26 protein-coding genes are annotated in these 21,143 nt (G+C 65.1%); 16 read left to right on the plus strand and 10 right to left on the minus strand.

The window, feature by feature from the left end:
• Window positions 1-55 precede the first annotated feature (55 nt).
• Together ACQY8M_RS09895 and ACQY8M_RS09900 are read right to left on the minus strand one after the other, a co-directional pair.
• On the minus strand, window positions 56-1,021 hold the full coding sequence (locus ACQY8M_RS09895) for a histone deacetylase family protein (RefSeq protein WP_428671367.1): 966 nt from the start codon (window positions 1,019-1,021) through the stop codon (window positions 56-58).
• Between the two features lies 1 nt (window position 1,022).
• Window positions 1,023-1,718 (minus strand): YoaK family protein, encoded by a 696-nt coding sequence (locus tag ACQY8M_RS09900; RefSeq protein ID WP_428671369.1) that lies wholly within the window; start codon window positions 1,716-1,718, stop codon window positions 1,023-1,025.
• A gap of 193 nt (window positions 1,719-1,911) precedes the next feature.
• Here ACQY8M_RS09900 and ACQY8M_RS09905 point away from each other — a divergent pair, with 193 nt between their 5' ends.
• The 4 genes from ACQY8M_RS09905 to ACQY8M_RS09920 all read left to right on the plus strand — a co-directional run bounded on the left by ACQY8M_RS09905 (window position 1,912) and on the right by ACQY8M_RS09920 (window position 5,424).
• Window positions 1,912-3,051: a pyridoxal-phosphate dependent enzyme gene (locus ACQY8M_RS09905; protein WP_428671371.1), complete on the plus strand. Its 1,140-nt coding sequence runs from the start codon at window positions 1,912-1,914 to the stop codon at window positions 3,049-3,051.
• Window positions 3,044-3,985: an LLM class flavin-dependent oxidoreductase gene (locus ACQY8M_RS09910; protein ID WP_428671373.1), complete on the plus strand. Its 942-nt coding sequence runs from the start codon at window positions 3,044-3,046 to the stop codon at window positions 3,983-3,985. Before ACQY8M_RS09905 ends, ACQY8M_RS09910 begins: the two co-directional genes overlap by 8 nt.
• Window positions 3,982-4,974 carry an LLM class flavin-dependent oxidoreductase gene (locus tag ACQY8M_RS09915; protein WP_428671375.1) on the plus strand — a complete coding sequence of 331 codons (993 nt, stop codon included), beginning with the start codon at window positions 3,982-3,984 and terminating at the stop codon, window positions 4,972-4,974. Before ACQY8M_RS09910 ends, ACQY8M_RS09915 begins: the two co-directional genes overlap by 4 nt.
• 150 nt (window positions 4,975-5,124) lie before the next feature.
• Window positions 5,125-5,424, plus strand: a complete 300-nt coding sequence (locus ACQY8M_RS09920) for an ArsR/SmtB family transcription factor (RefSeq protein ID WP_428671377.1) — start codon at window positions 5,125-5,127, stop codon at window positions 5,422-5,424.
• On the opposite strand, the gene ACQY8M_RS09925 is transcribed toward ACQY8M_RS09920, so the two are convergent.
• Window positions 5,403-5,744, minus strand: a complete 342-nt coding sequence (locus ACQY8M_RS09925; protein WP_428671379.1) for a hypothetical protein — start codon at window positions 5,742-5,744, stop codon at window positions 5,403-5,405. The genes ACQY8M_RS09920 and ACQY8M_RS09925 overlap by 22 nt on opposite strands.
• A gap of 768 nt (window positions 5,745-6,512) precedes the next feature.
• Between ACQY8M_RS09925 and ACQY8M_RS09930 the strand changes: the two genes are divergently transcribed.
• From ACQY8M_RS09930 to ACQY8M_RS09970, 9 genes are all read left to right on the plus strand, one after another.
• Complete coding sequence (locus tag ACQY8M_RS09930) at window positions 6,513-7,481, plus strand: CobW family GTP-binding protein (RefSeq protein WP_428671381.1); 969 nt, start codon at window positions 6,513-6,515, stop codon at window positions 7,479-7,481.
• Window positions 7,482-7,567: 86 nt separating this feature from the next.
• The gene (locus ACQY8M_RS09935; RefSeq protein WP_428671383.1) at window positions 7,568-8,113 is read left to right on the plus strand and encodes a DUF1826 domain-containing protein; all 546 of its coding nucleotides are present in this window, start codon (window positions 7,568-7,570) and stop codon (window positions 8,111-8,113) included.
• Window positions 8,103-9,311: a zinc metallochaperone GTPase ZigA gene (gene zigA, locus ACQY8M_RS09940; protein ID WP_428671385.1), complete on the plus strand. Its 1,209-nt coding sequence runs from the start codon at window positions 8,103-8,105 to the stop codon at window positions 9,309-9,311. The genes ACQY8M_RS09935 and zigA overlap by 11 nt, the downstream gene beginning before the upstream one ends.
• 38 nt (window positions 9,312-9,349) lie before the next feature.
• Window positions 9,350-9,595 carry a hypothetical protein gene (locus ACQY8M_RS09945; protein WP_428671387.1) on the plus strand — a complete coding sequence of 82 codons (246 nt, stop codon included), beginning with the start codon at window positions 9,350-9,352 and terminating at the stop codon, window positions 9,593-9,595.
• Between the two features lie 14 nt (window positions 9,596-9,609).
• Window positions 9,610-10,737: an iron-containing alcohol dehydrogenase gene (locus ACQY8M_RS09950; RefSeq protein ID WP_428671389.1), complete on the plus strand. Its 1,128-nt coding sequence runs from the start codon at window positions 9,610-9,612 to the stop codon at window positions 10,735-10,737.
• A 44-nt stretch (window positions 10,738-10,781) separates the two neighbouring features.
• On the plus strand, window positions 10,782-11,234 hold the full coding sequence (locus tag ACQY8M_RS09955; protein WP_428671391.1) for a Fur family transcriptional regulator: 453 nt from the start codon (window positions 10,782-10,784) through the stop codon (window positions 11,232-11,234).
• Window positions 11,231-12,337, plus strand: coding sequence for a CobW family GTP-binding protein (locus ACQY8M_RS09960; RefSeq protein WP_428671393.1), 1,107 nt, complete (start codon window positions 11,231-11,233; stop codon window positions 12,335-12,337). The genes ACQY8M_RS09955 and ACQY8M_RS09960 overlap by 4 nt, the downstream gene beginning before the upstream one ends.
• Window positions 12,338-12,346: 9 nt before the next feature.
• Entirely contained in the window at window positions 12,347-13,048 is a 702-nt protein-coding gene (locus ACQY8M_RS09965; RefSeq protein WP_428671395.1) for a class I SAM-dependent methyltransferase, read from the plus strand.
• Window positions 13,049-13,079: 31 nt separating this feature from the next.
• On the plus strand, window positions 13,080-13,346 hold the full coding sequence (locus tag ACQY8M_RS09970; protein WP_428671397.1) for a hypothetical protein: 267 nt from the start codon (window positions 13,080-13,082) through the stop codon (window positions 13,344-13,346).
• On the opposite strand, the gene ACQY8M_RS09975 is transcribed toward ACQY8M_RS09970, so the two are convergent.
• The 6 genes from ACQY8M_RS09975 to ACQY8M_RS10000 form a co-directional block, all read right to left on the minus strand.
• Window positions 13,347-13,766 carry a type II toxin-antitoxin system VapC family toxin gene (locus ACQY8M_RS09975; protein WP_428671399.1) on the minus strand — a complete coding sequence of 140 codons (420 nt, stop codon included), beginning with the start codon at window positions 13,764-13,766 and terminating at the stop codon, window positions 13,347-13,349.
• A complete protein-coding gene (locus ACQY8M_RS09980; protein ID WP_428671401.1) occupies window positions 13,766-13,975 on the minus strand; it encodes a FitA-like ribbon-helix-helix domain-containing protein in 210 nt (69 codons plus the stop codon). The genes ACQY8M_RS09975 and ACQY8M_RS09980 overlap by 1 nt, the downstream gene beginning before the upstream one ends.
• Before the next feature lie 87 nt (window positions 13,976-14,062).
• Window positions 14,063-14,941 carry an LLM class F420-dependent oxidoreductase gene (locus ACQY8M_RS09985; RefSeq protein WP_428671403.1) on the minus strand — a complete coding sequence of 293 codons (879 nt, stop codon included), beginning with the start codon at window positions 14,939-14,941 and terminating at the stop codon, window positions 14,063-14,065.
• Window positions 14,938-15,840, minus strand: coding sequence for an LLM class F420-dependent oxidoreductase (locus ACQY8M_RS09990; RefSeq protein ID WP_428671404.1), 903 nt, complete (start codon window positions 15,838-15,840; stop codon window positions 14,938-14,940). The genes ACQY8M_RS09985 and ACQY8M_RS09990 overlap by 4 nt, the downstream gene beginning before the upstream one ends.
• A 4-nt stretch (window positions 15,841-15,844) precedes the next feature.
• The gene (locus ACQY8M_RS09995; RefSeq protein ID WP_428671406.1) at window positions 15,845-17,089 is read right to left on the minus strand and encodes an LLM class flavin-dependent oxidoreductase; all 1,245 of its coding nucleotides are present in this window, start codon (window positions 17,087-17,089) and stop codon (window positions 15,845-15,847) included.
• 5 nt (window positions 17,090-17,094) lie between these two features.
• Window positions 17,095-17,880 carry an alpha/beta fold hydrolase gene (locus tag ACQY8M_RS10000; RefSeq protein ID WP_428671408.1) on the minus strand — a complete coding sequence of 262 codons (786 nt, stop codon included), beginning with the start codon at window positions 17,878-17,880 and terminating at the stop codon, window positions 17,095-17,097.
• A 136-nt stretch (window positions 17,881-18,016) separates the two neighbouring features.
• Here ACQY8M_RS10000 and ACQY8M_RS10005 point away from each other — a divergent pair, with 136 nt between their 5' ends.
• From ACQY8M_RS10005 to cofE, 3 genes are all read left to right on the plus strand, one after another.
• The gene (locus ACQY8M_RS10005; RefSeq protein ID WP_428671410.1) at window positions 18,017-18,217 is read left to right on the plus strand and encodes a DUF433 domain-containing protein; all 201 of its coding nucleotides are present in this window, start codon (window positions 18,017-18,019) and stop codon (window positions 18,215-18,217) included.
• Window positions 18,218-18,385: 168 nt separating this feature from the next.
• Window positions 18,386-19,393: a glucose-6-phosphate dehydrogenase (coenzyme-F420) gene (fgd, locus tag ACQY8M_RS10010; RefSeq protein ID WP_428671412.1), complete on the plus strand. Its 1,008-nt coding sequence runs from the start codon at window positions 18,386-18,388 to the stop codon at window positions 19,391-19,393.
• Window positions 19,393-20,139, plus strand: coding sequence for a coenzyme F420-0:L-glutamate ligase (gene cofE, locus ACQY8M_RS10015; protein ID WP_428671414.1), 747 nt, complete (start codon window positions 19,393-19,395; stop codon window positions 20,137-20,139). The genes fgd and cofE overlap by 1 nt, the downstream gene beginning before the upstream one ends.
• Before the next feature lie 92 nt (window positions 20,140-20,231).
• Here the strand turns inward: cofE and ACQY8M_RS10020 are convergent, their stop codons facing one another.
• Window positions 20,232-21,071 carry an LLM class F420-dependent oxidoreductase gene (locus ACQY8M_RS10020; protein WP_428671416.1) on the minus strand — a complete coding sequence of 280 codons (840 nt, stop codon included), beginning with the start codon at window positions 21,069-21,071 and terminating at the stop codon, window positions 20,232-20,234.
• Window positions 21,072-21,143: the final 72 nt, after the last annotated feature.

Genomic DNA, 21,143 nt, shown 5'->3' on the forward strand with positions numbered 1-21,143 from the left:
GGTTGTTCTACGGCACGATGAAACTTCCAGGGTGATTTGCACATCGGCCGGCCCTTCAGACAGCCGAGACGGGGCGTCCGCCGCCTTCGCGCAGGCGCATCAATGTCCGTATGTGCGCGGCGGCGCTTTCGGCCAAGGTATCGAGATCGTATCCGCCCTCGAGCGCGGAAACGACACGCCCGGAAGCATGGCGGTCCGCGATCTCGAGCAGTTCCCGTGTGATCCAGACGAAATCCTCTGTTTCCAGGTTGAGCTGCGCCAGTGGGTCGGCCTTGTGGCCGTCGAAGCCTGCCGAAATGATCACCAATTCCGGTGCGAAGCGGTCGAGCTGCGGCAGGATGATGTCGCCCCAGGCCAGCCGAAACTGGGCGCTGCCGCTGTTGGGCCGCAGCGGCACGTTGGCGACGTTGCCGTCGATGCCACGCTCGCGCGCATGGCCGGTGCCGGGATAGAGCGGATACTGGTGGGTCGAGCCGTAGAACAGCGACGGGTCGGGCTCGACCACGGTCTGGGTGCCCTGGCCGTGGTGGACGTCGAAATCGAGGATCGCGACCCGCTCGACGCCGTGCACGGCTTGGGCATGGCGCGCGCCGATCGCGACATTGTTGAACAGGCAGAAGCCGCCGGGAACGTCCGGCGTCGCGTGATGGCCGGGCGGCCGGACCGCGGCGAAGGCTGTGTCGGCCATGCCGCCCATCACGGCATCGACGCCGGCGACCACCGCCCCGGCGGCGCGCAGGGCGGCGTCGATGCTGCCGCTGCTCATGACCGTGTCGCCGTCGATCATCGCGTACTCGCCCGGGGCCGGACTGGCGCCGATCATGGCCTGGACGTAGTTCTCCGGATGGACCCGCAGGAGCTGCTCGAGGGTGGCCGCCGGTGCTTCGGCGCGCGCGAGGCCGGCGAACGCCGCGTCGTCGAGCGCTGCCAGCACCGCGCGCAGGCGGTCGGGCCGTTCGGGATGATGGGGCCCAGGCTCGTGGCCGAGGCAGGCGGGATGGGTGAGCAGGAGCGTCGACATGTCAGGCCACCGTTGCGGGATGCGGTCTCGCGAAGAGGCCGAGGGTCAAGGCCGCCAGGATCGGGGCGATCAGGGCGAGGAAGCCGATCGTGAGGTAGCCGATCGCGCCGCACAGGGCGCCGGCGGAGAAGGAGAGCAGCAGCGGCACCAGGTTGGCGAGCCGGGCGCGCTTGGCGTCGACGGCTCCATGGCTGTGCATGACGTCCAGGATATCGACGATGATCTGCATCAGGTTCCCCGTCATGACGGTGGTCGGGGGCAGGCCGTTGAGGAAGGTGCGAGCGGCGGTATTCTGGACCGCCATGGCGGTGGCGGCCAGCAGGCCCGTGGCGATCGTCGCGACACCGTCCTGATTTTCGAAAGGCGTCGCGGCGAGCGCGACCGCCATGAAGACGGCAAGCAGCGCTGCCTCGGCAATCAGGATGTGAGGCGAGGCGTCGCGTGAACGGCGCTCGTGGTGGATCAGGTACAGTCGGGTCGCGATCGCCGCGGCGATGAAGACCGGAATGGCGAGAAGCTTGAGCAGCAAGCCGGACCGATAGTCGGCGAAAGACGCTGCGAGCAGCACGACATTGCCGGTGATGTGGGCGGGGAACAGCCCGAACAGGGCGATGAAGCCCAGCGTGTCGACGAAGCCGGAGATGTAGCCCAGCAGCGACATGGTCGCGCGGGCGCTGAGTGTGTTCTGCTTCTGCACACCGTCATCTTAGGACGCGTCGGACATCGAGGCATCTGCGGTTGACGCCCCGGATGCGGAACGCCAACTTGGCCGCGCCATGCCTGTACCCTCTGCGCTTGCCTGCGTTCGTTGTAGCGCCCGTTTTCCCATTGACCATTATGCCCAGGATTGCCCGGCCTGCCGGGCACGTGGCGCGCCCGCCAACCTTGGTGTGGCCTACGACTCCGTTCCCGGTATCGGCATGGACCGTGCCGCCATCCGTCGGGATCGCGGCTCGATGTGGCGCTGGGAGGCCTTTCTTCATGCCTCGGCCTCTGAAGCGGTGACTTTGGGCGAGGGCAACACGCCGCTCCTGCCCGCGCCGTCGCTTGGCCTCGGCGATGTCTGGATCAAGGACGAGTCGCGGAACCCGACCTGGTCGTTCAAGGACCGGCTGGGCTCCGGCGCGGTCACCATGGCCAGGCGCTTCGGCGCCAAGGTCGTGGTCTCGAGCTCCTCCGGCAATGCCGGCGCTTCCGCCGCGGCCTTTGCCGCGAAGGCGGGACTGCCGTGCGTGGTCTTCACCGTCACGACTTCCGCCGGTCCTCTGGTCCTGCAGATGCGCGCCTACGGCGCCATGCTGGTCAAGGTCATGGACAGGATGGACCGCTGGCGCTTGCAGACGCTCGGCGTGCGCGAGCTTGGCTGGTATCCGACCTCGCCGTTCTTCGGACCGGTGGTCGGTAGCAATCCGTACGGCATGGAGGGCTACAAGACGATCGCCTACGAGGTCGCCGAGGCCTTCGACTGGCAGCCGCCCGACTGGTGCGTGTTGCCGGTGTGCTACGGCGACGCCCTCTACGGCATGTGGAAGGGCTTCGAGGAGCTGAAGGCTTTGGGCTGGATCCACCGCACGCCGCGCTTCGTCGCCGCCGAGGTTTCGGGGTCGCTCGCCGCCGCGATGGAAGGCGGCGATGCCATGCCGCCCGAATCGCCGCGCAACGCGCCCTCGATCGCGACCTCGATCGGCGCGCTGCAGGGCACCGTCCAGGGCCTCGACGTGCTGCGCCGGTCGAACGGTGCGGCGGTGACGGTCGGCGACGATGACCTGCGCCGCTGGGTGCTGACGCTGGCCGCAAAGGAAGGCCTCTGGCCGGAAGCGTCTTCCGCTGCGCCCTTTGCGGCGATCGAGCGGTTGCGGGCTCAGGGCACGATCAAGCCGCACGAGCGCTGCGTGGCGCTGATGACGGCGGCGGGCATGAAAGATCCCGGCCCGATCGAGCAGGCGCTGCCCGAGCCACCGATCGTCCAGGGCGGGCTGCCCGAGCTGATGGAAGCGCTGAAGAAGAGCTACGGATTCACCAATGGCTGAGCTTGGAATTGCCATGGACGGCCGCGCGCCGATCGCCAGCATTGCGGCGCAGGCGCAGGCGGCGGAGGAAGGCGGCGCCTCGACCTTGTGGATCGCCTGTCATCTCTTCCTGCGCGATCCGGTGACGAGCGCGGCCCTCGCGCTCGCCGCCACGAAGAAGATCAGGATCGCCCTGATGGCGATGAGCCCGTACACGACGCATCCCGTCTACATCGCCATGGCGGCGGCCAGCCTCGACGAGATGTATCCCGGCCGTGTGATCCTCTGCCTCGGTGCCGGCGCGCCGGCGGATCTCAAGGTGGCCGGCATCGACTCACCCAAGCCGCTGGTGACGATCGGCGAAGCGGTGAAAGTCTGCCGCCAGCTTTTCGCCGGAGACATGGCCGACTTCCAGGGTCAGGCATTCAAGGTTTCGGGCCGGCGGCTGGCCAATGGCGGGCGGAACATCCCGATCGTGATCGCCGCGTCGAGGCCCGCCATGCTGAAGCTCGCCGGCCGCGACAGCGACGGCGTGCTGATCTCGGCCGCGACCTCGGCCCCGTTCGTGAAGGCCTGCCTCGATCACGCGGCGCCGGCGTCGGGCCAGCCGTTCCTGCGCGCCGGCATCGTCTACACACGCCTTGGCCCGACCGAGTCGATCCGCCGGCCGATCGGCTTCGTGCTGCGCGGCGCGCATCATGCCGAGAACATCCGCCTGGGCGGCGCGAGCCTCGACCAGGCAGCGCTGGCGGCGGCTTATGCGGCGGAGCACTGGAGCGAAGTCGACCGGCTGGTGAGCGACGACGTCGTGCGCCGCCACGCGGCCTGCGGCACGCCGGCCGAGGTCAAGGCCAAGCTCGAGGAGTACCGCTCGATCGGGCTCGACGAGGTGATCATCGGCGGCATGGAAGATGCGTCGTCCATCGCGCAATCACTGAAGGCCGCAACCTCATGAAATTCAGCGTCAGCCTGCCGACCGGCTTTGAAGGGGTGATGTACCCCGTTCCCTTCGTCGATCCCTCCGATTTCGTGCGCATGGCGAAGCTCTGCGAGAAGCTTGGCTACCATTCGGTCTGGGGTAACGACCACATCCAGAGTCAGAACTACGTGCGCGAACTCTATCCCGATTCGCCGCCCAACTTCTACGAGCTGCTGACAGTGCTGTCGTTTTGCGCCGCGGCGACGACGACGCTGGAGGTCGGCACCGCGCTCGCCGTCCAGCCGATGCGCGATCCGTTCTGGCTCGCCAAGACGGCGGCGACCATCGACCAGCTGTCGAACGGCCGGCTCATCCTGGCGCTGGGCATTGGTGCCTATCGCGAGGAGTTCGCCGCCTGGGCGCCGCGGCTCGCGCCTACGGCGCAGCGCGGCGAGATGATGGACGAGGGCCTCGAGCTGATGCAGCGGCTGTTCACCGAGCGGCGGGTCACGCACGAGGGCAAGTACTACGCGGTCAAGGACATCGAGATGTATCCCAAGCCGAAGCGCGATCCCTTCGCGCTGTGGCTCGGCGGGCACAACAAGCCGACCATCGAGCGCACCGCGCGCTTCGCCACCGGCTGGCTGCCGGGCTGGCGGCCGTGGCCCGAGCTCGCCGAATGGATCAGGATCCTCAAGGACCGCGCCGCCGAGCTCGGCCGCGATCCGAAGGAGATCGAGATCGCGCCGCAGTTCTCGGTCACTATCGCGAAGACACCAGAGGAGGCGGAGAAGCGCTACATGGCGTCCGGACTCGTCCATCACCGCAAGTCGCTCGCCTATACCGGCCGCGATCTCTCCAAGCAGATGGTCGCCAACCTCATCGGCTCGCCCGATCAGATCCGGGAGAAAGTCGCGGGGCTCGAGGCGATCGGCGTTGACCACGCCTGCGCCCTGATGATCCCCGCCGACTCGATGGCCGAGTACGAGGACCAGATCGAGTGGTTCGCGAAGACGGTGATGTAATCAGGCCTGCTGGAAATTGAAGGCGTCGGTGTGCCGATTGCCGGAAGCGAAGTGCTTTGGACGCTGACGTTCCGCACATATTTCGCCTGCAGCCTTCGGTCTTGACCGCCGCATCGCCGTCTATTATGCAACATTCCATTGATCAACGGAATGAAAGAGAAAGCCACACCTGCCCAGATCCAAGCCGTGACAACGATGTTCGGCGCCCTCGCCGACGCGTCTCGGCTCAATATCCTCATCTTCCTGGCGGAAAGAGAGCACAGTGTTGGCGAGCTCTCTGATCGGATGGATGAGGCAATGACGACCGTTTCGGCGCGTCTGCAAGTCTTGCATGGGGCCCGTCTGGTGGCGCGCCGGCGTGAAGGCAGGAGCATTATCTACAGCATCGCGGACGATCACGTTCTGACACTCGTCAGAAATGCGCTTGCTCACGCGAGCGAACACCACTGAGCCACAGCAGAAGGAATGCAGTCATGGCCAACCACGAGCATCGAATCCACGAAGATCATCCGCATACCCACGGACCGGATTGCGGGCATATCGCCGTCAAGCATGGCAACCACGTCGACTACCTGCACGACGGGCATCTCCATCATCCCCATGGAGGGCATATCGACGAGCACGAGATCGAAATCGCCGCGCGCAATCCCGACCGGTGCACGCCTGACGATGATTGCGGAGCCCGTGATAGCCAGCACCAGCATGAACCGGGCTGCGGCCATGACGCCGTGCCCCACGGCGACCATGTGGACTACCTGGTCAACGGACATCTACACCATCCCCATGGCGCACATTGCGACGACCATGGTCCTGTCGAGGTGGTTTCGTCGCGCTAAGGCAGATGCTGGCGCGGCGCCTACAAATGGTGCCGCGTCGTAATTTTCTCAGCTGGTTGCACGAGCGAAGCAGCGGCTGCGCTTGATCGAACGCGAGGTCAAGCCCGCGCGCCTGTCTATCGAAGCTCAGCCGTCGACATTCGGCTCGCCATGGGATTGATAGTTCCTGCCGGTCGGCATTGCTCACATTCGTTGGCTTGACCTTGTTGCGGTTACAGGGGCTACGATAAGCGGCATTCAGATCCGTCGAGATCAATCATCGTCGCTGCAACGGCGACACGTGTGTCAGCGGCCCTGCTGCTCGGCAGCTTTGACCGAGACCGAATGCTGGGCAAGCGCCATTGATGAGGCTGCACGCGTGATCGCCAGCTTGCTGAAGTCACCGCTCTACGCGCGGATCGACATGGTTCGACGCAGACCCGAATAAAATGCCCCGGTGACGATGCTGGCCTTGGCAGATCGGTAAGAATTGATATGTTATATCATATCATATCATATAGATTGAGATCTCGTGCCCAGATTGAGTCGCCATGAGGCTGGCCTTGTCATCGCCCTGTTTCGAGATCCTGCGGTGCGGGAGAGCGGTCCCGCGCAACGACTGCTGCGGCGGCTGGAAGGTGCCCTGACCCAGAGCATAGACGCCGTGCGCGACCAACGCCGGAGAAAGGCTTGCGTGTGTTCTGACATCAAGGAGGAAGATCGATGCTAGATCCCGTTCCCGTTCCCGTTACGGTCCTGACCGGCTATCTCGGCGCCGGCAAGACGACCTTGCTCAACCGCGTTCTCAGTGAACAGCACGGCAAGAGATATGCCGTCATCGTCAATGAGTTCGGGGAGCTCGGCATCGACAACGAACTAGTCGTCGATGCCGAGGAAGAGGTCTTCGAGATGAACAACGGTTGCATCTGCTGCACGGTGCGGGGCGACCTCATCCGCATCATCGAAGGTCTGATGAAGCGCAAGGGCCGGTTCGATGCGATCCTCATAGAAACCACCGGCCTCGCGGACCCGGCGCCGGTCGCACAGACATTCTTCGTCGATGATGACGTGCGCAGCCGAACGAAGCTGGATTCCATCGTCACCGTGGTCGACGCGAAGAATTTTTTGCAGCGACTGGAGGACAGCCACGAGGCCGAGGAACAGGTGGCTTTCGCCGACATCGTTCTCCTCAACAAGATCGATCTCGTGTCATCGGAGGAGGCGGCGCGGGTCGAGGCGCGAATTCGGTCGATCAATCCGATGGCGCGACTGCACAAGACGGATCATTGCGTGATGCCGGTCACCGAGCTCCTCGACTGCGGGGCTTTCGATCTCAATCGCATCCTCGAAATCGAGCCGAATTTCCTCGGCGAGGACGACCACGAGCACGACAATGCGATCACCAGCGTGTCGCTACGGGCGACGCGACCTCTGGACCCGGAAAAGTTCAACGTCTGGATCTCCGATCTGCTGCGGATCCGTGGTGTCGACATCCTGCGATCCAAAGGCATTCTCGACTTGAAGAGTAGTCGCAATCGTTTCGTCTTCCAGGGCGTTCACATGTTGATGGAGGGCGCCCCGGGCAAGCCTTGGCTGGCAGGTGAGACCCGCGAATCGAAGTTCGTGCTGATCGGGCGCGGCCTCGACGAAGCGCAATTGAAGACGGGTTTCGACAATTGCCTGGCGTCCTAACACGAAGCATGGGCCCGTCGGAACCCCGGATCGTCGAAGGCACAGACGTGGCGGTCCTGGCTAGGATGCAAGAGGTAGGAGTTGCCTTGGCGATCTGGAGGCGACAGGTCCCGCCCGGGTTCGCTCAATGGCTTGACGCCTTGCCTGCCGAGCGCCTTCCGGAGGGTCGATTCATCGGTCCAGTCGCGTGCGTGCCGGCGCGGATGGCTGCACTCTGCGATCTGGTCGGTCTCGCCAATGACCCGCAGCGGCGAACACTGATCGGCGATACGTCCCGACTGGCGCGCGCTTTCGCGACGTTGATCGGCAGTCGCGATGTCGACTTGCGAATCGAGCCGATCGACCACGATTCCTGCTGGCGCTTCCATCGCGACAATGTCGGTTTTCGCTTGAACGCTACCTATCGCGGCCCCGGGACGCAGTGGCTCGCCGAAGCGGATACCGGTCGGGCGCTGCGCGCCCAGCGGCGCTATCGAGGGCCGGTGCAAGAACTGCCGCGCTTTGCTGCGGGCGTCTTCAAGGGCGTCCGGCGCGCGGGCGCCGGGGCCATCGTGCATCGCTCGCCGCCAGTGGCCGGCAGCGGCCGGACGAGGCTCTTCCTTTGCCTGAACGAGGTCGACGATGATGAATAAGCTGCCGGTCACTGTGCTATCGGGCTACCTGGGCGCCGGCAAGACGACCTTGCTCAATCATGTTCTCAACAATCGCGAGGATCGCAAGGTCGCCGTGATCGTGAACGACATGAGCGAGGTCAACATCGACGCCGCCCTGGTGCGGCAGGGCGGGGCGGAGCTCAGCCGCAGCGAGGAAAAGCTCGTCGAGATGTCGAACGGCTGCATCTGCTGCACGCTGCGCGAGGACCTGCTGAAGGAGGTCGAGCGCCTGGCGGGCGAAGGCCGCTTCGACTATCTGCTGATCGAGTCGACGGGCATTTCCGAGCCGATGCCGGTGGCGGCCACGTTCGAGTTCGAGGACGAGACCGGCAAGAGCCTAGCGAATGTCGCTCGTCTCGACACCATGGTCACCGTGGTCGACGCGCGTGCCTTTCTCGAGGACTACAGCACCGCGGACTTCTTGAGGGATCGCGGTCAGACAGCCCAGGCCGAAGACCTGCGCACGGTGGTCGATCTTCTCGTCGAGCAGGTCGAGTTCGCCGACGTGATCGTGATCAACAAGGCCGATCTCGTCCCGGCGGACGATCTCGTCTTCCTGATGTCGATGCTGCGCCGGTTGAACGCCAAGGCGCGCATCGTCACCTCGGAGTTCGGCCGGGTGCCGCTCTGGACGATCCTCGATACCAAGCTGTTCTCGTACGAAAAGGCGAGCCAGGCTGCGGGCTGGCTGCAGGAGATGCGCGGCATCCACACGCCGGAGACGGAAACCTACGGATTCTGGAGCTTCGTTTACAAGGCGCGTCGGCCCTTCCATCCCAATCGGCTCTACGCTCTTCTGAACGGCAGGTGGGACCGCGTCATCCGCTCCAAGGGCTTCTTCTGGCTGGCCTCCCGCATGAACATTGCGGGATCGGTGAGCCAGGCCGGCGGCATGCTCCGCCACGAGGCGGCCGGCGCCTGGTGGGCAGCGGTCGATCGCGAGGAGTGGCCGCAGGACTCGACATGGCGCTCGACCATCAGAAACTCCTTCAAGAGCCCCTACGGCGATCGCCGCCAGGAGATCGTCTTCATCGGCACGCAAGGTATGGATCGTAAGACGCTGACCGAGCGTCTCGATGCTTGCCTGCTAACGGACGCGGAAATGGCACTGGGGCCCTCGATCTGGGCGCGCTTCAGCGATCCCTTTCCGGTGTGGAAGTTGGACAGCCACGGCTGAGCGCCCATTCCTCATCCCTCGCAACCGAGATCCATCGCATGACTGCCGACGAAGCCATCGCCCAGGTTCACGCGGCCGATGTCGCGACCGCTCGCCAGCTCCTGGGGGATGCCCTTTCGGCTGCCCGGGAACGTTGGATTCCGATCAATGCCATCGCCGACGCGCTCGTCCAGGAACTCGTCGAATGCACGGCGAAGGGTTCCGAGCCGGCCCGGATGTCGGCCTATCTCCGCGGGCTGGCGACGCTGATCGAGCGTTCCGTCGCGACGGCCGCCGCCCACTGAAGCAGGAGAGCATCATGGCCATCCTTTCCTATCTCACCACGACGCATTTTGACTTCGGTGCCGTGCGCCTGCTGCCCAAGGAGCTGGAGAAGCTGGGTGTGCGGCGGCCGTTACTCGCCACCGACAAGGGCGTGCGCGCCGCCGGCTTGCTGGATGTGGTTCTCGGCACGCTCAACCAGGGCGGGGCGCTTCCAGTGTTCGACGATACGCCTCCCAATCCGACCGAGGCGGCAACCCTTTCTGCCTTCGAGCTCTACCGGTCGGCAGGCTGCGACGGCGTGATCGGGCTGGGCGGCGGCTCGGCGATGGATCTCGGCAAGGCGGTGGCGCTGCTGGCAGGCAGCGGCGGGCCGCTCGACCGCTACGATCCGCTCACCGGAGGCGCACGGCATATCGCCATGGTCGCGCCGATCGTCGCCATTCCCACGACATCCGGGACCGGGAGCGAGGTCTCCGTGGGCTTCGTCATCGTGATGAACGACGGGCGGAAGCTCACCTTCGCCAGTCCGAAGATGATCCCGCGTGTGGCGATCTGCGATCCCGAACTGACGCTCGGTCTGCCGCCCGCATTGACTGCCGCGACAGGCATGGACGCCGTTACCCACTGCATCGAGGCGATCCTTTCGCCTGTGGTCAACCCGCCAGCAGAGGGCATCGGCTATGACGGGCTCCGTCGGGCCTGGCGGCATATCGAAGCCGCCGTGCGCGATGGCGCCGACCGCGACGCGCGCTGGCACATGATGATGGCCTCCACCGAGGGCGCCATGGCCTTCGTCAAGGGCCTGGGCGCGGTTCATTCCATGAGCCATGCCGCCGGCCGCCTTCCCAAGCTCAAGCTGCATCACGGCACGCTCAATGCCGTTATCCTGCCGACGATCCTGCGGTTTAACGAGGGTGTTTCGCCGGAGAAGTACGAGCGGTTGGCCGAAGCGATGGGCTTGCCAAAACGCACGGACCTCGCCGAGGCCGTGACCATCCGCAACCGGGAACTCGGTCTGCCGAGCGGGCTCGCCGCGATGGGCGTCACCGACAGCATGGTCGCCGACCTCGTGCCGCATGCCGTCGCCGATCTGTCGACCCGTACCAATCCGCGACCGGCCGACGCCGCTGCTTACACGGACCTCTTCACGGCCGCGCTGTAGGCTCTGAAATGGATGCAAGGAATTCTCGCCTGCCAGCAAGAATCATGAAACGGACTGCGGCCGTTGAGGCCGCGCGGCAGTTCTCCCATGAAAGGGGATTGCGTCTCACCGCTCTTCGGCTTGCGATGTTGGAGGAGGTCGCCGAGAACGGCCCAATCGGCGCCTATCGGCTGATGGTGCTGCTGGGCGATCGACTGGGGCGGCGCATCGACCCTCCTACCGCCTACCGCGCACTGGATTTCCTGATGGGCGCCGGTCTGTGCAGCCGCCTCGGATCCAAAGGCGCGTATGTGATCCGCGAGCGACCTGGGCAGGAGAAAATCTCCATCCTGCTCCTGTGCGATTGTTGTGGGACTTCCGTCCAGTACGAGGAAGCCGAGATTCAGCAGTTGGTCGAGCACGCCGCCGCTGCCCGCGGATTCCGCGTGGGTACGCCGATCATTGAATGCAGCGGTACCTGTGCGCGCTGCGCCGGGAACAGGGAGGCAATCGGATGAAGCCGAAAGTAGGCATGCGCGCGAACGGCAGCAGGGACCTTGTGCCCGTCTCGTTGCTAACAGGCTTCCTGGGTAGCGGAAAGACGACCGTGCTGAACAATCTCGTCCGCCGGCCCGAACTCGCGAACACGGTCGTGATCATCAACGAGTTCGGCGAGATCGGCATCGATCATGATCTGGTCGAGAGTTCGAACGAGGACATGGTCCTGCTGCAGAGCGGTTGCCTCTGCTGCACCATTCGCGGCGACCTCGTCGACACCCTGCGCGGTCTGATGGCGCGGCGTATCGGGGGAAAGATGGCGCCGTTCGACCGCGTGGTCATCGAGACGACCGGTCTGGCCGATCCGGCGCCCATCCTGCACACGCTGATGTCGGATTCGGCCCTTATCTCGGCCTTTCGGCTCGATGGTGTGATCACGACAATCGACGCCGCGACGGGCGACGCCACTCTGGACCGCCAGATCGAATCCTTGAAGCAGGCAGCGGTAGCCGATCGGCTCTTGCTGACCAAGACCGACCTCGTCGAGCCTGCTGCGATGCAGGCCTTGATCGATCGCTTGCGCGTCATCAATCCCGGGGCTCCGCTGGCGATCGCCCCCCATGGCCGCGTGCCTCCGGGCGAGATCTTCGACGCTGGCCTCTACAACCCCGCCATCAAGAGCATCGACGTGCAACGCTGGCTCAAGGCGGAGGCGTACGAGTCGCCGAGTGAAGATGTACATGACCATCATCATGGGCATCATGGGCACGCGCACCGTCATGACGTGAACCGCCACGACGAGCACATCAAAGCCCTTTGCCTGGCGGTCGATGATCCAATCCCGGCAATTGCCTTCTATGCCTGGCTCGATGCGCTTCGAGCGCTCCGAGGGGCGGATCTTCTCAGGATCAAGGGAATCCTCAACATTGCGGAGCTCGATGGCCCCCTCGTGATTCACGGCGTCCAGCACGTCTTCCATCCGCCGCTTCTCATGAAGAAGTGGCCGTCGCGCGACCGCCGGTCGCGCATCGTCTTCATTACCCGTGACATCGACGAAGGACAGCTGCGCGACAGTCTGAGTGTCTTCACCGATGACCCTGGTGTCACGGCGGCGGTATCGTGAGCGTGATCCATGCCGCATGACGAGGCGATGAGATCGTTGCTCGCATCTTTCGACGATCCCGAAGCCGCGAAGCGTTATCGCGACGGCCCGCAGCGTTTCGTGCCTGGCCTCGCCGAACTGTATCGCATGACGGCAATCCTGCTTGCCGAGCGTGTGCCCCAAGACGCGCGTGTGCTGGTGCTTGGTGCGGGCGGCGGCCTGGAGCTGCGCGCGCTGGCCGATGCGCGACCGGGATGGACGTTCGTCGGGGTCGATCCGGCAGCCGCCATGCTGGAGGAGGCCAAGCGCCTGCTCGGTCCCGACGCAGCGCGCGTCGAGTTCTGCAAGGGATACATCGACGACGCCCCCAAAGGGCCATTCGACGCCGCCATCTGCCTTCTGACGCTGCACTTTCTGAAGGCCGATGAACGGACACGTACAGTCCGCGAAATCCACCGCCGGCTCAAGCCTGCAGCGCCATTCGTCGCAGCGCATTCCAGCTTTCCGCAGGGACGGGGTGAGCGTGCGCTTTGGCTGTCACGCTATGCTGCATTCGCCGTCGCGTCGGGAGCCGACCCCGAACAAGTGGAGAAGATGCGCGCCGCCGTCGATGCGCATCTGCCGGTTCTCGACCCCGAGCAGGATGATGCCGTCCTGCGTGAGGCCGGTTTTGGGGGTGTCTCCTTGTTCTATGCTGCATTAACCTGGCGTGGCTGGATCGCTTACGCCTGATCAGGCCACAGAGACCAAGTCGCAGTTCTCGGTGACGATCGCGAAGACGGCGGAGGAGGCCGAGAAGCGCTACATGGCGTCCGGCCTCGTCCATCACCGCAAGTCGCTCGCCTATACCGGCAGAGATCTCTCCAAGCAGATGGTCGCCAACCTCATCGGCTCGCCCGATCAGATCCGGGAGAAAGTCGCGGGGCTCGAGGCGATCGGCGTCGACCATGCCTGCGCGCTGATGATCCCCGCGGACTCGATGGCCGAGTATGAAGATCAGGTCGAGTGGTTCGCCAAGACGGTGATGTAGTCAGCCTTGCCAGGGATCGACGACGTCGATGCCGCAATCCGTGAAGTCCGCAACATTCCGGGTCGCTACGGCTGCACCATGGGCGCGGGCAATTGCGGCGATCTGGGCATCGAGCGTCGCGATCGATCGCCCGAGCCGTCGTCGCTCGGCGCTAATTGTTGCGTAGGCGCTGGCTGCGGCGCGGTCGAACGTCAAGACGTGCGCCTCGAACAACTCGCCGAAAAGGCGGCGAGTAGCTTCTTCGAGAGATGAGCGGCGTTTACCTGCAGGCAACAGCGCGAGGCCGAGCCGCAATTCGGCTTCGCAGATCGTCGTCGTAAACAACAAAGCCCGGGGTTGCTCGGCTAGCCAGTCGAGCACTTTTGCCGATGGCCGTGGCTTGCTGCCTTCCGAAAGAACGTTCGTATCTACGATGAACATCAGTCGAAATTCGGAGGCTCCCGCATCTTCTCGCGGGGCGGCAGTTCCAGTTCCATACCGCCTAGCGGCTCGAAAAGCCGCCGTATCGCTTGTGCGAGATTCTCCGTCTGGGGAGGCGTCTCGGTCAATGCCGCACGCAGGATCGTGCGCGCTTCCTCCTCCATCGAGCGGCCGTGCTGTGCGGCTTGCACGCGCAGGCGGGCTTTCACAGCGTCGTCGAGGCCGCGGATTGTCAGGTTAGCCACAATGCCATCAACGTAGGCGTTGATGGCACTGCCTGCAAGTTGTGCTTCTCGTTATCGGTGCTGTTTGATGATCGTTTCGCCGAAGCGGGCAAGATTGTCTTCGAGATCGGGCTGGAAACGGGGGAGTGGCAGGACGATGCGGCCGACGCCTTGGCGGACGCGTTCCTCGATCGCGGGCCGTGGGTCCTTGCCGGAGCCGGGCAGGAGGTCGGGGCAGCCGGCCATGATCTCGATCGCCTTCGGATCGCGGCCGGCGGCTTCGGCCGAGCGGCGCATCACGTCGAACAGGGGAACGGTGTCGACCTGCGCGCCGATCGATGGGAAGAAGCCGTCGCCCAGACGGCCGGCGCGCTTCGCTGCTGCTGCCGAATGGCCGCCGATCACGATCGGCACGGCGCGATTGACCGGCTTCGGATTGGAGCTGACCTCGTCGAACGACACGAACTCGCCCTTGAAGCTCGCGCCGTCCTCGGCCCACAGCTTGCGCATCACGGCGATGTACTCGTCCGAGCGCTTGCCGCGTTTCTCGAATGGCACGCCCAGCGCCTCGAATTCCTCCTCGAGCCAGCCGACGCCGATGCCGAGCTCGACCCGTCCGCTGCTCATCGAATCGAGCGTAGCGACCTGCTTGGCCAGCACGAAGGGATCGCGCAGCGGGAGGATGATCACGCCGGTCATGAAGCGCAGCCTGGTGGTGACCGCGGCCATCGCCGCCATCCAGATCAGCGGATCGGGCAAAGGCGAGCCCGGCCCGCCCGGCAGCCGGCCTCCGGGCGCGTAGGGATAGACCGAGGTGTAGCGGTGCGGGAACACGACGTGGTCGACTGCGACGACCGAGTCGAACCCCGCCGCTTCGGCCGCCTTGACCATGCGGATGGCGCTCGGAAGGTCGGGAAAGGTGTTGTTGCCGAAGTGCAGCGTGAACTTCACAGCAGATCCTTCACTGCATTTCTATAGCGCGTGATCGCCGTGAGATGATCGTCGTAAGTCTTGCCGGCGATGCGCTGGTGGATGGCGCTGACGAACGTCGTGTGCGCCGTGATGTGCGTGACGCCCGCCTTCTTCCAGAAGGCGATCTCCTTGCGCCAGTCGTCCTCCGTGCCCTTGGCCGGAGAGAGCCAGACGTCGAGGCCAACATCCTTGGGGTCGCGGCCAGCCGCCTTGATCATGCCACGCAGCTTGTCGAACACCGCCAGCGCCTCGTCGCCCGGCGGCCAGCGGTTCGGCATGAAGCCGTCGCCGTACTTCGCTACGCGTTTCAGCGTCGCCTCGGCATGGCCGCCGAACCAGACTGGGACCTTGCCCGACTTGGGCCGCGGATTGATTCCGCCGTCGGTCAGCTCATGGAACTGGCCCTTGAAATTGATCGAGGGTTCTTTCCACAGCGCCTGCATGAAGCGCACCTGTTCCTCGGAGCGCTTGCCGCGGGTGTGGAAATCGTAGCCCAGCCCCTGGAACTCGATCTCGTTCCAGCCGACGCCGACTCCGAGCCGGAAGCGGCCCTCACACAGCTCGTCGAGGCAGGCGGCCTGCTTGGCGACCAGCGCCGCCTGGCGCTGCGCCAGGATCAGCACGCTGGCGGCAAAGCCGAGCTTTTGCGTCACGCCCGAGAGGTAACCGAACAGCACGAACGGATCGTGATAGGCGGTCGCGTTCGACCCCATGCGCACGCCGGGCGGGATCTTGTCGGGATCGGCGCCCAGCACGTGGTCGGGCGCGACGAGGAAATCGTAGCCCAGCCCTTCGACCGCCTGGGCATAATCGCGGATGACGACGGGACCGGTCCCGATATCGCCGACGGGGAGAGAGGCCCCGAGCTGCATGGCCATCGCCTTATTCCGCCGCGGCCTTGGCCGTCTGCTTGAGGTCGGTCGAGTACTTCAGATGCACCGGCGCGTTCGATTCGAACGGGCTCTTGAGGTCGAGCTCCTTGGCGATCTCGCGGATCGCCGGGAAAACCTCCTGGCCCATCAGCCGGATGCAGGTCAGCGAATCCTCTTGGCTGACCCGGCCGTCGTTGCCCCACAGCGCCAGAATGCCCGGCCGCGTCTCCTCGAGGATGCGCTTCAGCTTGGCGACGACGGTCTTGGGCGTGCCGGCGATGATGCGCAGGTCGGCCATCTGCTGCTCGAAGCTGGTCTCGCCGCGCGGGTTCTTGGCGCGGCCCGAGGCGAACTCGACGAAGGCGCGACGAGCGGTCGGCGAGCCGTAGCCCGACGGCGTGCTCCACACCGGATGGGCCAGGCCGGTGAACTCGCCCTGCATCCAGCGGAACTGGCGCGCATTCTCAATCGCCTTTTCCTCGTTGTCCGAGATGTGGACCTGGATCAGGTAGCCGCGATTCTCAGGGCCGCCGACATAGCCGCTCTGGAGAGCCACCTGATCGTACAACTCCCAGATCTTCTTGGTCTGCTCGATGGAGGTGTTGAGGGCGATGTAGGGATAGCGCTGCTGCGCCGCCCAAATGATCGTCTCCTTGCTGATCACGCCGGGGATCCAGACCCGCGGATAGGGCTTCTGCAGCGGCACCGCCCAAGGGTTCACGACGCGATGCTGATAGTGCGTGCCCTCGAAACGGAACGGGCCGGGCCGCGTCCAGGCCTGCGTCACCAGCTCGTGCGCTTCCTCGAAGCGTTCGCGGTTGAAGGCGGGATTGACGCCGGTGGCGAGCTGCTCCTGCCCGCCGCCGCGCACGAAGCCCGAGACCAGCCGGCCTTTGGAGATCATGTCGATCATGGCGAGCTCTTCGGCCAGCCGGATCGGGTTCTCCGCCAGCGGCAGCGGATTGCCCAGCATCACGATCTTCACCTTCTTGGTCATCCCGGCGAGGATGGCGGCGAAGATGTTGGCCTTGGCCTGCATGCAGAACGGCGCGTTGTGGTGCTCGTTCAGCATGATGCCGTCGACGCCGACCTCCTCGGCCAGCATGTATTGCTCGATGTAGTTGTTGTAGAGCCGCGAGCCCTCCACCGGATCGAAATTGGTGTTGGGGAACATCAGCGCGGTGGCGCCGAAATCGCGGCCGGCCTGCTCGGGGTAGGCCGACATGGGCTGCTCGGTGAAATACATCAGGTGCATGGCGACTACTCCCGACCGATGAAGGTTGTAACGAGCTTGGCGAGCGCCTCGGGCTGCTCCATGTCGACGCAGTGACCGCAGGCTTTGACGACCTCGAGCTTGGCATTGGGCAGTGCCGCGAGATAGCGCTCGCTGGCGCTCTGCGGCACGACCTTGTCGTCGTCGCCCCAGACGACCAGCGCCGGCACGCGCACCGAGCCCAGCAGGTGAGGGAGGGTCTGGCTGTACATGTAGGGCTTCCAGGCGATGCGGAAGCTCATCTCGCGGCAGATGTCCCACATCTCGAGCTGGTCGATCGGCGGCTCCGCGCCGTAAACCTTGTCGAACACCTTCTGGTCGTGGAAGCCGGCGCGCGCGTAATCCATGTAACCGGTGATCGCGAGATCGAGGATGTCGCCCTGCGGCGGCTTGATGCCCATCGCGCCGACCAGCACCAGATGCGAAAGATCGGCCGGCGCCATGCCGGCCATCTCGGCTGCGATCCAGCCGCCGAAGCCCAGCCCGACCAGAGCCGGCTTGGCGACCTTCAGTTCGCTCAGCAGCCCGCGATAGACGACGGCGATGTCGCGCACGCTGCGCATCCAGTCGGGCCGCGGCGAGCGGCTGTACCCGGGATGGTGCGGCACCAGCACGTCGTACTGCGCGGCGAGGGCGTCGTAGAAAGGCAGCCGGTCCAGCGTGCCGGTCTCATGATGCAGGACCAGAAGGGGACGTCCCCGCCCGGCGCGCGACACATGGACCTTCGTGCCGGCCGCCTCGATGGTGGAGTCCGTCCAGTTCACACCGGCCATACGCGTCCCTCCTTATTGCCGCGGATGGTTGCAACCGGGCTGAGGCGAGTCAAACCACCGGAGCCGTTGTGCGATAGACGAGGTTTGAAATGACATTCCGCGCTAAGCTGGAAGGATGAAGCACGGGCGGATCGAGATGAACCCCAAGATTATGGGCGGAAGGCCGGTAATCCGCGGGACGCGCATCACCGTCGAATTGGTGCTGCGAAAGCTCGGCGCGGACATGATGGTGCAGGAAATCCTTGCCGATCATCCGACGCTTGAAGCCGACGATATTCGCGCCTCACGGGCTTTCGCGGCCGACTACCTTGCCGGCGAGGAGTTCGTCGATCTCTGATCATGTGCTGGGAGCGCGGCTCTCCAGAGCCGCTCATGGGATAGGGCAGCCCGACGGAAGAGCGGCTCTGGGGAGCCGCGCTCCCAGCAAGTGCGTCATGGCATCTGGCGTGGACCTCCTGCCCCCATGTGCTAGGAATCGCCGCCTATCAGGATAAGGAACAGCACCGTGCTCAAGCTCGGATACAAGGCATCGGCCGAACAGTTCGCGCCCTCGAAGCTCCTGGACTTCGCCGTCATGGCGGAGCAGGTCGGGCTAGACTCGGCATTTGTCAGCGATCACTTCCAGCCGTGGAAGCACGTCGACGGGCACGCGCCCTCGTCACTCGTGTGGCTGGGTGCGGTCGGCGCGCGGACCACGAGGTTGATTCTCGGCACCAGCGTGTTGACGCCGACCTTCCGCTATCACCCGTCGATCGTGGCGCAGGCCTTTGGCACCCTGGGCGCGATGTGCCCGGGCCGCGTGATCCTGGGCATCGGCACCGGCGAGGGGCTGAACGAGGTGCCGTCGACCGGCGCGCCGTGGCCCGAGTTCAAGGAGCGCTTTGCTCGCATGCGCGAGGCAGTGACCCTGATCCGCCAGCTGTGGCGCGAGGAGCGGGTCACTTTCGAGGGCGAATACTACAAGACCGAGAAGGCCACGATCTACGACCGGCCCGACCAGGAGATCCCGATCTATGTCGCCGCCGCGGGCGCCGTCGTGGCGCGCTATGCCGGTCGCACCGGCGACGGCTTCATCTGCACCAGCGGCAAGAAATGGGACCTCTACACCGAGACGCTGATGCCGAGCGTCGCTGAGGGCATCTCCAAGGCCGTCGAGCCCAAGAAGCTGCCGTATGACAACATGATCGAGATCAAGGTGTCCTACGACACCGACAAGGCGCGCGCGCTCGACGACACGCGCCACTGGGCGGCGCTCGCGCTCACGCCCGAGGAGAAGATGTCGGTCGAGGATCCGGTCGAGATGCAGCGGCTCGCCGATGCGCTGCCCGTCGAACGGGCCGCCAGCCGCTGGATCGTGTCGAACGATCCGGACGAGGTCGTGGAGAAAGTCGGCGGCTATGTCGGGCTGGGCTTCAAGCACCTCGTGTTCCATGCGCCCGGGCCGGACCAGGAGCGTTTCCTCAAGCTGTTCTCCGAGCAGGTCGCGCCCCGGATGCGCAAGAAGTTCGGCTGATGCAGAAGGTCGAGCTGCTGGCCGTTCCCGGCCTGCCGATGGTGAAGGCCGGTGACGATCTGGCAGCGCTGATCAGGGAGCGGCTGACGGGCGAGCTGGCGTTGCGTCCCGGCGACGTGCTGGTGCTGGCGCAGAAGATCGTGTCCAAGGCCGAGGGCCGGATGGTCGAGATCGCGACCGTCACGCCGTCTCAGCGCGCGATCGAGCTGGGCGCCGAGGTCCAGAAGGACCCGCGGCTGGTCGAGCTCATCCTGTCGGAATCGGTAAGGGTTGTGCGCTCGCGTCCGAACGTGCTGATCGTCGAGCACAAGCGCGGCTTCGTGATGGCCAATGCCGGTATCGACCAGTCGAACGTCGCGCCCCAGGACGGCGTCGAGCGCGCGCTGCTGCTGCCGGTCGATCCGGACGCCAGCGCCGAAGCGTTGCGCGCCGCGATCGGCGCGACGGCGCTGCTGATCATCGACAGCTTCGGCCGTCCGTGGCGGCGCGGCACGACCGGCGTGGCGATCGGTGCGGCCGGTCTGCCGTCGATGCTCGATCTGCGCGGCAATCCCGACCTGTTTGGCCGCATCCTGCAGGTCAGCATCAGCGCCTTCGCCGACGAGATCGCCGCGGCGGCATCACTGGTGATGGGGCAGGGGGACGAAGCGCAGCCGGTTGTGCTGGTGCGCGGCCTCACCTGGAAGGCGCCGGCCAACCCGGCGTCGGAGCTGGTGCGTCCGGCGACGGAAGATCTTTTCAGATAGAATTCGTCGTCCCGAGCGAAGTCGAGGGACCTGTTCATCCCGGCAGACGTTGCATGAACAGGTCCCTCGGCTTCGCTCGGGACGACGGAGAACTACACCACTTTCTCGGCGAGCTTTGCCCAGCGGTCGAGTTCGGGAAGGATCACGTCCGATTTCGCCGAATCAAGACTGACGATGACGCGCACGACGCCCGCGTCGCGGTCCTGCTTCAGCATGTCCTCGTCCTTCGCTCCCCAGATGGTCACCGGCAGGTCGCGGTTCTCGGCGGCTGCCATCTTGCGGAATTCGGGCAGGAAGTCGCGCACGTTCGGATAGTGCGGCCGCGCGCGATGCGGCATCCAGCCGTCGCCGTAGCGGATGGCACGTCGCGCGCCGTACGGGAAGGCGCCGCCGACCAGGATCGGTGGATGCGGCTTCTGGGCCGGTTTTGGCCAGGTCATCATGGGATCGAAGTTGACCATTTCGCCGTGGTACTCGGGCTTCGACTTCGCCCAGATCACCTTCATCGCCTCGATGCGCTCGCGGGCGAGCTTGTGCCGGGTCTCGAAGACCGTGCCATGGTTGCGCATCTCATCCTTGTTCCAGCCGTTGCCGACGCCGAACAGGAAACGCCCGTTCGACAGCTGGTCGATCGAGGCGACGAGCTTCGCCGTCTGGATCGGATCGCGCTGCACCACGAGGCAGACGCCGGTGCCAACCTGGATGGTCTTGGTCACCGCCGCTGCCGCCATCAGCGCCACGAACGGGTCCATTGCGTCGTAGTATTTCTTCGGCAGGTCGCCGCCGCTCGGAAAGGCCGATTCGCGCGACAGCGGAATGTGGCTGTGCTCGGGTGACCAGACCGAATCGAAGCCGCGGGCCTCGGCTTCGACCGCCAGCTCCTGCGGTGTCATCGAGTAGTCGGTGAAGAACATCGCGACGCCGATTTTCATTATAGCGTTCCTCCAGAATCTTTCCGTCGCCCCGAGCGCAGCCGATGGGCCTTCTCTCCGCGATCATGACCG

The sequence above is a fragment of the Reyranella sp. genome, from assembly GCF_965279465.1.
Taxonomy (GTDB): Bacteria; Pseudomonadota; Alphaproteobacteria; order Reyranellales; family Reyranellaceae; genus Reyranella.